Here is a 10,066-nt window from a genome sequence, read left to right on the forward strand (position 1 = left end):
GCCCCACCACCACCCGGAGCCGCGCGCCACGCAGGTCGCGCAGGCGCTCCACCGGGCCGGGTCCTGCCGCCTCCCCGCCGATGAGGGCCAGCGCCACGACGCGATCCGGCGCGCCGCCCATGAGCTGGCGGATCCGCACCGCGGCGAAGCCCAGATAGGCCGGCGTCTCCACCGGCGGGCGCTGGACCACGTAGACCGGCGCAAATCCGGACACCGTGGCTGCGCGCAGGGCGAGATCGCGCTGCGCGGGCGTGACCTCGCCGAGGAGCTGGGCCAGCGCCGCCACCCGCTGCAGCACGGGCACGAAGGGGCCGAGGGGCGCGGCGCTGCGGCGCTCGGTGATATAGGCCACCAGCATCAGCACCTGCACCGCCACCAGCGCGCCGACCACGATGACCGCGATGCGCGCGGCGATGCCGAAGCGGCGCAGGGATCGCTCTTTGGGCCGGGCGCCGGGGGCGGGTTCAGAGGGTGCGGACATCGGCGGCGAAGAGATAGCCGCCATTGCGGACGGTCTTGATGAGGAGGGCCGCGTCGGGCGCGGCGGCGACGAGCTTGCGCCTGAGCCGGCTCACCGAGACATCGATGGTGCGGTCGAAGGGATCGGCGCTGCGCCCGCGGGTCCAGTCCAGCAGCTGGTCGCGGGAAAGCACGCGCTTGGGCCGCTCCAGAAAGCAGGCGAGCAGCTCGAATTCGGCGGAGGTGAGATCCAGCGCCTCGCCCTCGGTGCGCCCCACGCTGCGCGCGTCCAGATCGGCCACGAAGCCGGCGAAGGCCACGCGGCGCGACTGGAACTCGCGCTGGGGCATGGCCCCGTCCGCCCGCCGCAGCACGGCGCGGATGCGGGCCAGCAGCTCGCGCGGGTTGAAGGGCTTCGCCAGATAGTCGTCGGCCCCCATTTCCAGGCCGACGATGCGGTCCACGTCGTCGCCCTTGGCGGTGAGCATGAGGATGGGCAGGCCGCCCCGCGCCCGCAGCCGCCGGCAGATGGAAAGCCCATCCTCCCCCGGCAGCATCAGGTCCAGCACCACCAGGTCCGGCCGCGTGGTGGCCAGCAGGCGGTCCATGGCCGCCCCATCCTCCGCCGCCAGCACGCCATAGCCCTCCCGGCCGAGGAAATCGGCGAGGAGGGAACGGATTTCGCGGTCGTCCTCGACGAGGAGAAGGGTGCGCTGGGCCATGGGGGAGTGTCGCCAAGCCGGGAGCGGCCAGCAATACGCGCAGCGGCGGCGGTTACAAAACGTTACAGCGCCTCACCCCGGTGCAAACCGGGTGCAACGGCCGGAGCCGAAGGTGGTGCCATCGCAACGGGCCGAGCGGCCCATCCTTCGGAGCCAGACATGAACCGCACCGTGCTCGCCCTCTCCCTCACCGCGTTCGTCTCGGTCGCTGCCGTCACCGAAGCCGCCGCCTGGACAAGGAGCAGTTCCACCACCACCCCGCGCGGCACCTACAACAGCGCCGCGGCGGGCAGCTGCGCCGGTGGCACCTGCAGCCGCAGCGCCGTCGCCACCGGACCCTACGGTGGCACCGCCGCGCGCTCCGGCAGCGTCACGCGGACGGCACCGGGCACCTACGATTATTCCCGCACCACCACGGGTCCCGCCGGCAACAGCGTGACCCGCTCCGGCACCGTGTCGCGCTACTGAGCCACCCCTTCCGGGCTTCACCGCCCGGAGCGCCGGGCCGCGGCGATCCGCCCCAAAGCCGCGGCCCGGCAGTCGACCTCCCGGCACGGCCGGGCGTTCTGCCCGAGACCGGGGAACGGACACGACACGCGGGGCGCGGGGCGCGGGGGCGCTCTCCACATGCAGGAGGTGAAGCCATGGCCGGTTTCTTTACCAGCGGCGCCATCCTACCCCAGTCCGGCGGCTTCGCGCTGATCGCCCTCGCCCTGATGGTGGCGGAGTTTCTGTTCCACAAGGTGAACCATGTGGAGAGCCACGACGCGGGGGAGAGCGCCGCCTCCCTTGCCATCGCGGCCGGCAACAAGGTCATCGGCGCGCTCACCGCCTCGCTCGGCGCCGTGCCGGTGTTCTTCGTCGCCCAGCACCGCCTGTTCGACATTCCCATGCGGGGCGTCGCGGTCTGGGCCGCGCTCTTCCTGGCAGTGGAGTTCTGCTACTTCCTCCACCACCTCGCCATGCACAAGGTGCGCTGGCTGTGGGCGACCCATTCGGTGCACCACTCGGCCACGCGGCTCAACCTGTCCGCCGCGGTGCGGATCGGCTGGGGCGGCCATCTCACCGGCGGGCTCGTGTTCTACCTGCCGCTGGTGGCGCTGGGCTTTCCGCCGCTCGCGGTGTTCGGCATGCTGGGGGCGGGCCTCGTCTACCAGTTCTTCCTGCACCTGGCCCGGCCGCCCCATCTCGGTCCGCTGGAATGGGTGCTGAACACCCCGCGCCACCACGCGGTGCACCATGCCTCCAACGCCAGCGTCGTCGACCGCAATTTCGGCGGCGTGCTCATCGTGTTCGACCGCCTGTTCGGCACGTTTGCCGAGGCCCCGCGCGGCGAGCCCCTGAGCTTCGGCGTCGCCGGCGCCACGACCAGCCGCAATCCCCTCGCCATCGTGTTCGGCGTGTGGTTGGCCATGCTCCGTGACGCAGGACGCACCCCGGGCCTCGGGAACAAGCTGCGCGTGCTGTTCGGGCCTCCGGGGTGATTAAGGTACACAGGTAGCGCTTGCCATGAATGGAATGCATTTCTGTATTGCGGAAAATGCGGATTGTGCATCGCAGCAATCACGATATGTTTAGCGCAGATAAGCGCACCGAAACCTAGGCCGTCGGCCGCACGCGTGCGCAGAGGCTGACATGAACAACATCCTCAAGATTGCCGGCGCGGCCGGCCTCCTTGCCACGGCCGCTGTGACCGTGGCCGCCACCACCTTCGCCGGCGAGCCCCTTCCCGCGGAACGCCAGGCCATCGTGACCCACCTGGGCGGCAAGGCTTCCGCCGTGACCTATTGGGTCAAGGATGCCAAGGGCTACGAGGTGATCACCACTCTGGACGCCGCCGCCGAGCCGGGCGCCAGCCCCGCCGTGGTCCGCGTGTCCACCCTGCTCCAGCCCGGCCAGCAGCAGCTCATTTCCATGCCCGGCCCGGTGGGCCGCGAGGGCACGACGCTGAAGATCAGCCGCATCGCCGACCGTATCGAAGTGCAGAAGGTGGCCGCCCTCTCGTACTGAGGCACGCGTCCTTCGCACTGCAGACAAGAGGCGTCCGCTCCGGCGGGCGCTTTTTTGTTTCTGCGGGGCCTCGCGCTGGTCCGCGCCGAGACGACGCGGGGCGCGGACGGCCCGTGACGCCCCCGTGGACAAGTCATGTCCAGGAAGAAACATCGACAGTTCATTGACGAATTATTGGGATGACTTAACATCCCTCCGGCGAGCGGCGAGGTCGCCTGCCGGCATGGCCACGGGCGGCCATGCCTGAACAGAGGTGAGGCCATGAGCGACGCCTTGAGGGAGAAGGGCCGCCCCTGCCCCGCCATCGTCTCCTCCGCCCACCTCGCGGACGGCGCCCTGCCGGCGCTTTCCGAGTTCGAGTTCGGCCTGAACATGCTCATCCACGCCTATGGCCGCTGGATGGTGCGCTGCATGGCCGCCGCGGGGGTGCCGGACCTGTCGCCCCTCGACGTGCAGGTCCTCCACCACGTGGTGCATCGCGACCGGCCGAAGACCATCGCCGACCTGTGCCTCGTGCTCGACGTGGAGGATACCCACCTCGTCACCTATGCGGCAAAGAAGCTCCAGGCCCTCGGCCTCGTCGCCTCCGGGCGGCGCGGCAAGGAAAAGACCCTCATGGCCTCCGAACAGGGCCGCGCCACCTGCGAACGTTACCGCGAGGTGCGCGAGGCCCTGCTGACCAGCGCGGTGGTGGCCACCGGCATCCCCCCCGGCAAGCTCTCGGAGATCGCCGCCGTCATGCGCACCCTCTCCGGCCACTACGACCAGGCCGCCCGCTCGGCCGCCTCGCTCTGATCCGGCCCGCCGCCGGCCGGGACAACACGGGCGGCGCCGACGGATCAGGGTAGGGGTGCTTTCGCCTGTGCCGTCAGGAGCATGGCGCGGCCGGTGCATCTGGCCCTATGATGCCCCCCAACGATGCGGGAGGATCAACCGGCGCCATGTGGCTTGACGATCTGCGCCCCCTCCAATTCGGCGCGCCCGCCGAAAGCGAGCGGCTGAGCGAAGAGGCATACCAGGCCTTCGGCATCGCCGGGAGCGGTGCGGTGGCAGACGTGGTGGGGGCCCGCCTGCCGTTCGGCCAGCTGCGAATCTTCTCGCGCAGCCCGCAGCCGCGCCGCCGGGTGCTGGTGGTGGCGCCCATGGCCGGGGCCTATCCCTTCCTCATGCGCGACCTGGCCCTGGCGCTGCTCGGCGTCGCCGACGCGGTGGCGGTCACCGAATGGCCCAATGCCCGCTACGTGCCGGTCTCGGCCGGCCGTTTCGGCTTCGCCGAGAATTGCGTGGAGACCGCGCAGATGGCGCGCGCGCTGGCCGGGAACGCGGGCGGCATCCACATCATCGGGGTCTGCCAGGGGGCGCTGCCGGCCTTCGCCGCCGCCTGCCTCCTCGCCGAGGCGGGCACCGCGCCGGCAAGCCTCAGCCTGATCGGCGGCCCCATCGACCCCTCGCGCAACCCCACCCGCCTGTGGCGCGTGCTGCAGGAGCGCTCGCTGGAGGCGCTGGAGCGGCAGGTGATCGAGACCGTCTCCCCCGCCTTTCCCGGTGCGGGACGGCGCGTCTTCCCCGCCTGGCGGCAGGTCGACGCCTTTGCCCTTTATCTGTGGCGCCAGAGCCTTTCGGGCGGCGACCTGCCGTTCCGCCTCGCCTTCGACGACGGCGACGACCCCATGCACTTTCCCCTCGCCCGCCTGTGCTGGAACATGATGGATGTGGCGGGCGAGTTCTTCATGGAGAATGTCGAAACCGTGTTCCGCGAGAATGCCGTGGCCCGCGACCGTCTCACCGTCGCCGGGCACGAGGTGCGGGCCGAGGCCCTGTCCACCACCGCCCTTCTCACGGTGGAGGGGGAGATGGACGACATCTCCGCGCGGACCCAGACCGAGGCCGCCCACGATCTGTGCGTCAACATTCCAGCCCACCTGAAGCGGCAGCTGGTGGTGCCCCGTGCGGGCCATTTCGCGCTGTTCTACGGCCGCCACATGCGCGAGATGGTGCTTCCCGCCCTCGCCGAGGTGATGCACGCCGCCGAGGACGTCGCCCGGCCGGCGGCCTGATCGCCCACCCCGACCATCGGCCTCGGCCTTCGACCGATGCCAACCTTCGACCCATGCCAAGTGGGTGACGCTTCGCAACTCGGGGACCCCGGGTTGCGAATCCCGGGAGCGGTTCGGCAACAGCCGGAACCGGGCGCCGCGCGGGCTTAACCAATGGCCCATGAGCAAAGCTCACGGGCCGTTGGCATCAGTGCCCGGTGCGGGACCCGCGGCTGGCGAGGTGGCGATGCAGGGTGCTGCGGTGGATGCCGAGCCGGCGGGCGGCCTGCGAGACGTTCCCGCCGCTGGCCGCAAGCGCCGCCTCCATGGCCGCGCGCGTCACCGCTACGAGATCCCTTGAAGCCGAATCCCCGGCCTCGGCTCCGGCGGGCATGATCTCCGCCGGCCGTCCCGCGCCACGCCATTCGAGCGGGGCGCTGCGTACGTCCGCTGGCAGGGCCTCGACCCCCAACACCTCACCCGGCTCCGCCAGCGCCTGCAGCACCCGCAACACGCCCACCAGCTGGCGGAAATTGCCCGGCCAGTCGTGGCCTGCCAGCGCCGCGCGGCACTCGGCGGCCAAAGCGGGCGCGTCGGGGGACGGGCCAGCCAGTTCCGTCCACAGGCGATCCACCAGCGCCTCGCGGTCGGCGAGGGTCCGGAGCGCCGGGAGGGTCACCGTATATTGGGCGATGCGGAAATAAAGGTCGGCCCGGAAGGCGCCCTCCTCCACCCGCTGCTTCAGGTCGCGGTGGGAGGCGCAGACCAAAGCGAAATCCACCGCCACCGACCGCCCGCCGCCGAGCGGCGTCACCTCCCGCTCCTGCAGCACGCGCAGCAGGCGGCTCTGGAGCGAGAGCGGCATGTCGCCGATCTCGTCGAGGAACAGCACCCCGCCGTCCGCCTCGCGGAACAGGCCCTTGAAGCCGGCGCGGCGGGCGCCGGTGAAGGCGCCCTCCTCGTAGCCGAACAGCTCCGATTCGATGAGGCCTTCAGGCAGGGCCGCGCAATTGACCGCCGCGAACGCCTTGGCGCCCCGGTTGCCGCGCCGGTGGATCTGGCGGGCGAAGACTTCCTTGCCGACGCCCGTCTCGCCCTGGATCAGCACCGGCACGCCGGCCTCCATGAGGCGCACGGCGCGGCCGAGATCGCGCTCCGTGGCCACGTCGAAGCGCGGGCCCGTCTGGGCGGGGGGCTGCGCGGGCACAGGCGCAGGCTGGCGCTCCACGGCGGGCGCGGCGCGCGGCGCGATGGTGCGCACCGGCAGGCCCGGCCGTTCGAGGCGCATGGCCACATCGCCGCGGCGGGTACGCACCCGCCGCTCTTCCCCCGCCTTGCCGAGGCTGCCCTCGAACAGGTCGCCGAAGCGCTTGGCGCCCAAGGCATCCCAGCCGAGGCCGAGCAGGGCGAGGCCCGGCCGGTTGGCAGCGACGAGGCGGTAATCCTCGAACACGAGGATGCCCTCGCGCGCCGTGCCGAGGAAGCTCGGGTCGGCATGGAAGCGCACCAGGCTCTGGTCGGGGAAGGCGCCCTCGAACATGCGGTGCTCCACCTGGCCGGCGGCCAGTTCCACCAGCGCCAGCGCGTGCAGATGCGGCACCGAGGCCGGTCCCGACAGGTCGAGCAGGCCCACCAGTTCCCCGAACGGGTCGTGGATGGGCGCGGCAGCACAGCTCAGGATACCGTTGGCCTCGGCATAATGCTCGGCCCCGCGCACCTCCACCGGCCGGCGCTCCACCAGCGCGGTGCCGATGGCATTGGTGCCGGTCTCGGCCTCGCTCCAGCTCACGCCCGGGCGCAGCGCCACCTTGGCGGCGCGGTCGGCGAAGTCGGCGCTGCCCACGGTATCGAGCACCAGCCCCGACGGATCGGTGAGGATGACGATGCTGTCCGCGGCGCGGGCGGCAGCGTGGAGCGCCTCCAGCTCGGGGCGGCAGCGGCGGCGCAGGGTCTCGTGGCGCTCGCGCCGGGCGGCGAACTCGCCGTCCGTCAGCGGCTCCATCCGCGAGCGGGATTGCGGCCCCAGGCCCCGCGCGGCGCAGCGGGTCCAGGACCGCAGGATGGGCTGCGCCAGCGCGTCCTCCGCCACCGGCGCGCCGGAGAAGAAGCGGCGTCGGGCGGCAAGGACGGCATCGGTCGCGGCGCAGGACGATAGTGCAGAGGTCGACACGGCGGGCGTCGGCGCAGCAGGCATCTTGGTCCCTCGCTTGGCATTTCTCCCTGAAACACCTGTCGCAATTTGCAACAGGTGTCGCAGCTCTTGTTCTTATGTGCGTCAGTCTGGCACGACTATTCGTGTCGCGTCCAGCGGACGTTCCGGCAAGGCTTGGCCGCCGTTGGCAAAATCAAGACAAGCCAGCATCTTCCCGCACTGCAAATAAAGCCGCCCAGCGGCCCCGCGAGATCTGGCACGGGCGCTGCAAACCATCTGCGGCACCAACTCTCGGGAGGGAATAATGAACATACCCGCATTCCTCGCCAGCCAGCACGCCTCGCCCTTCAAGCCGCGCTACGGCAACTTCATCGGCGGCGCCTTCGTGGAGCCGGTGAACGGGCACTATTTCGAGAACATCTCGCCCATCACCGGCAAGGTGATCTGCGAAATTCCGCGCTCGGATGAAGCCGACATCGAGCGGGCGCTGGACGCCGCCCACGCCGCCAAGAGGGCCTGGGGCCGCACCTCCGCCTCCGAGCGCGCCCTGGCGCTGCTCAAGATCGCCGACCGCATGGAGGCGAACCTCGACCTGCTCGCCCGCGCCGAGACCTGGGACAACGGCAAGCCCATCCGCGAGACGACGGCGGCCGACATCCCGCTCGCCATCGACCATTTCCGCTATTTTGCCGCCTGCGTGCGGGCGCAGGAAGGCGCGCTCTCGGAGATCGACCACGACACCGTGGCCTATCACTATCACGAGCCCCTCGGCGTGGTGGGCCAGATCATTCCGTGGAACTTCCCCATCCTGATGGCGGTGTGGAAGCTCGCCCCGGCGCTCGCCGCCGGCAATTGCGTGGTGCTGAAGCCCGCCGAGCAGACCCCCGCCAGCATCCTGGTGCTCGCCGAGCTGATCGGCGACCTCCTGCCCGCCGGCGTGCTCAACATCGTCAACGGCTTCGGCCTCGAGGCCGGCAAGCCGCTGGCCTCCTCCACCCGCATCTCCAAGATCGCCTTCACCGGCGAGACCGGCACCGGCCGCCTCATCATGGGCTATGCCAGCCAGAACCTCATCCCGGTGACGCTGGAACTGGGCGGCAAGTCGCCGAACATCTTCTTCGAGGACGTGGCGGCACAGGACGACGACTTCCTCGACAAGGCGGTGGAAGGCTTCGTCATGTTCGCCCTCAACCAGGGCGAGGTGTGCACCTGCCCCAGCCGCGCGCTGGTGCAGGAAAGCATCTTCGAGAAGTTCATGGAGAAGGCGCTGGCCCGCGTCGCCGCCATCAAGCAGGGCTCGCCGCTCGATCCCGCCACCATGCTCGGCGCGCAGGCCTCCTCGGAGCAGATGCACAAGATCCTGAGCTACATCGATATCGGCCGGGCCGAGGGCGCCAAGGTGCTGGCCGGCGGCGAGCGCAACCTGCTCGAAGGTGACCTCGCGGACGGCTTCTACGTGAAGCCCACCGTGTTCTTCGGCACCAACAACATGCGCGTCTTCCAGGAAGAGATCTTCGGCCCCGTGGTGTCGGTCGCCACCTTCAAGGACGAGGACGAAGCCCTCTCCATCGCCAACGACACGCTGTTCGGGCTCGGTGCCGGGGTGTGGACCCGCGACGGCTCGCGCGCCTACCGCATGGGTCGCGAGATCCAGGCCGGCCGGGTGTGGACCAACTGCTACCACGCCTATCCCGCCCATGCGGCGTTCGGCGGCTACAAGCAGTCCGGCATCGGTCGCGAGACCCACAAGATGATGCTCGACCACTACCAGCAGACCAAGAACCTGCTGGTGAGCTACAGCCCCAAGAAGCTCGGGTTCTTCTGAGCCGGGCTTCTACTGAGGCCCGTTCCGGGTCCGGCGTCGTCCGGACCCGGGATCTTCCAAGTTTGCCCCCCTCCCGGGGCAGCTTGCCGGGGGTGGCCTGGAGCCGGACCCGTTCAGGTGAAGCAGCCGGAGCGGTGAAGCACCTCCAACCCAGCAAAAGAGAAGCTTCAGACGCTTCTCTTGGTCTCGCGCTCACCTGCGCGCGTCCTCGGCGCGGGGGCCGGTTGCGGCCACCCCCGGATCTTTCTTCTCGCACCACCTTTGAATGGAGGACCGACCGCCATGCGACTGGGCCGGAGACCCGATTCCCCCGGGTCTCCGGTGTCGGCGCGCAGCGGAGCCCCGATCACGCAATCGCCAAGGGCGAAAGCGGGGCGAAAGGGGAACGCAAGCCCCGGCACGGGCGTTGATTCCATGCGGCGGAGACAGTGTTTCCGCACGTTGGAGGATGTTGCCGTGAACAGCAGGCCATCTGTGTCGCCAAACCGCTCCGCCCAGGCCGAAGCCCGGCTCGACGAGGCGCTGGAGGAGAGCTTTCCGGCCAGCGATCCCCCGGCCGTTTCGCGTCCCGACCCCGCGCCGAAGCAACAACCCGAGCCCTCAGGGCAGGACGAAGCCGCGCGCGCCGCAGGATGCGAGCACAAGGCTCACGACTCCAGGACCCTCGACGAGGCCCTCGACGAGACCTTTCCGGCGAGCGATCCCCCGGCCATCGTCCAGCCGCACGGCTCGGACGAAAACGATGAGGCGGCGCAGAACTGCCCCATCCCGTGATCTTGGTCGTGATCTTTGGCCATGATCTTTGGAACATAACGGGGCCCGGTCCCCAGTTCACGCGCAGCGGTTTTACGGGCGGGGGGCC

General features: G+C 70.3%; 9 protein-coding genes and 1 pseudogene. 7 read left to right on the forward strand and 3 right to left on the reverse strand.

Features of this window, described 5'->3' with window-relative positions:
• Both K9U41_RS19400 and K9U41_RS19405 read right to left on the reverse strand, forming a co-directional pair.
• Positions 1–481, reverse strand: a pseudogene (locus K9U41_RS19400) (sensor histidine kinase); the annotation flags it as partial.
• Positions 465–1,181: a response regulator gene (locus K9U41_RS19405; RefSeq protein WP_282642506.1), complete on the reverse strand. Its 717-nt coding sequence runs from the start codon at positions 1,179–1,181 to the stop codon at positions 465–467. The gene K9U41_RS19405 and the pseudogene K9U41_RS19400, both read right to left, overlap by 17 nt.
• A gap of 159 nt (positions 1,182–1,340) precedes the next feature.
• On the opposite strand from K9U41_RS19405, the gene K9U41_RS19410 reads away from it, so the two are divergent.
• The 5 genes from K9U41_RS19410 (at position 1,341) to K9U41_RS19430 (ending at position 5,248) form a co-directional block, all read left to right on the forward strand.
• Positions 1,341–1,649: a hypothetical protein gene (locus tag K9U41_RS19410; RefSeq protein ID WP_282642507.1), complete on the forward strand. Its 309-nt coding sequence runs from the start codon at positions 1,341–1,343 to the stop codon at positions 1,647–1,649.
• A gap of 176 nt (positions 1,650–1,825) precedes the next feature.
• Positions 1,826–2,665 (forward strand): sterol desaturase family protein, encoded by an 840-nt coding sequence (locus K9U41_RS19415; protein WP_282642508.1) that lies wholly within the window; start codon positions 1,826–1,828, stop codon positions 2,663–2,665.
• A 151-nt stretch (positions 2,666–2,816) separates the two neighbouring features.
• On the forward strand, positions 2,817–3,191 hold the full coding sequence (locus K9U41_RS19420; RefSeq protein ID WP_282642509.1) for a hypothetical protein: 375 nt from the start codon (positions 2,817–2,819) through the stop codon (positions 3,189–3,191).
• Positions 3,192–3,452: 261 nt separating this feature from the next.
• Complete coding sequence (locus tag K9U41_RS19425) at positions 3,453–3,986, forward strand: winged helix DNA-binding protein (protein WP_282642510.1); 534 nt, start codon at positions 3,453–3,455, stop codon at positions 3,984–3,986.
• Positions 3,987–4,132: 146 nt separating this feature from the next.
• Positions 4,133–5,248, forward strand: coding sequence for a hypothetical protein (locus K9U41_RS19430; protein WP_282642511.1), 1,116 nt, complete (start codon positions 4,133–4,135; stop codon positions 5,246–5,248).
• Positions 5,249–5,435: 187 nt separating this feature from the next.
• On the opposite strand, the gene K9U41_RS19435 is transcribed toward K9U41_RS19430, so the two are convergent.
• Positions 5,436–7,421 carry a sigma-54-dependent Fis family transcriptional regulator gene (locus K9U41_RS19435; protein ID WP_282642512.1) on the reverse strand — a complete coding sequence of 662 codons (1,986 nt, stop codon included), beginning with the start codon at positions 7,419–7,421 and terminating at the stop codon, positions 5,436–5,438.
• Between the two features lie 262 nt (positions 7,422–7,683).
• Here K9U41_RS19435 and adh point away from each other — a divergent pair, with 262 nt between their 5' ends.
• Together adh and K9U41_RS19445 are read left to right on the forward strand one after the other, a co-directional pair.
• On the forward strand, positions 7,684–9,204 hold the full coding sequence (adh, locus tag K9U41_RS19440; RefSeq protein WP_282642513.1) for an aldehyde dehydrogenase: 1,521 nt from the start codon (positions 7,684–7,686) through the stop codon (positions 9,202–9,204).
• Positions 9,205–9,660: 456 nt separating this feature from the next.
• Complete coding sequence (locus K9U41_RS19445) at positions 9,661–9,978, forward strand: hypothetical protein (RefSeq protein ID WP_282642514.1); 318 nt, start codon at positions 9,661–9,663, stop codon at positions 9,976–9,978.
• Positions 9,979–10,066: the final 88 nt, after the last annotated feature.

This window comes from Xanthobacter autotrophicus (genome assembly GCF_029991245.1).
GTDB classification, from domain to species: domain Bacteria; phylum Pseudomonadota; class Alphaproteobacteria; order Rhizobiales; family Xanthobacteraceae; genus Xanthobacter; species Xanthobacter autotrophicus_C.

What these genes read in the sequence shown, in the direction of transcription:
- K9U41_RS19405 (WP_282642506.1), bottom strand. Translation starts at nt 1,181, where the DNA reads ATGGCCCAGCGCACCCTTCTCCTCGTCGAGGACGACCGCGAAATCCGT.
- K9U41_RS19410 (WP_282642507.1), top strand. Translation starts at nt 1,341, where the DNA reads ATGAACCGCACCGTGCTCGCCCTCTCCCTCACCGCGTTCGTCTCGGTC.
- K9U41_RS19415 (WP_282642508.1), top strand. Translation starts at nt 1,826, where the DNA reads ATGGCCGGTTTCTTTACCAGCGGCGCCATCCTACCCCAGTCCGGCGGC.
- K9U41_RS19420 (WP_282642509.1), top strand. Translation starts at nt 2,817, where the DNA reads ATGAACAACATCCTCAAGATTGCCGGCGCGGCCGGCCTCCTTGCCACG.
- K9U41_RS19425 (WP_282642510.1), top strand. Translation starts at nt 3,453, where the DNA reads ATGAGCGACGCCTTGAGGGAGAAGGGCCGCCCCTGCCCCGCCATCGTC.
- K9U41_RS19430 (WP_282642511.1), top strand. Translation starts at nt 4,133, where the DNA reads ATGTGGCTTGACGATCTGCGCCCCCTCCAATTCGGCGCGCCCGCCGAA.
- K9U41_RS19435 (WP_282642512.1), bottom strand. Translation starts at nt 7,421, where the DNA reads ATGCCTGCTGCGCCGACGCCCGCCGTGTCGACCTCTGCACTATCGTCC.
- adh (WP_282642513.1), top strand. Translation starts at nt 7,684, where the DNA reads ATGAACATACCCGCATTCCTCGCCAGCCAGCACGCCTCGCCCTTCAAG.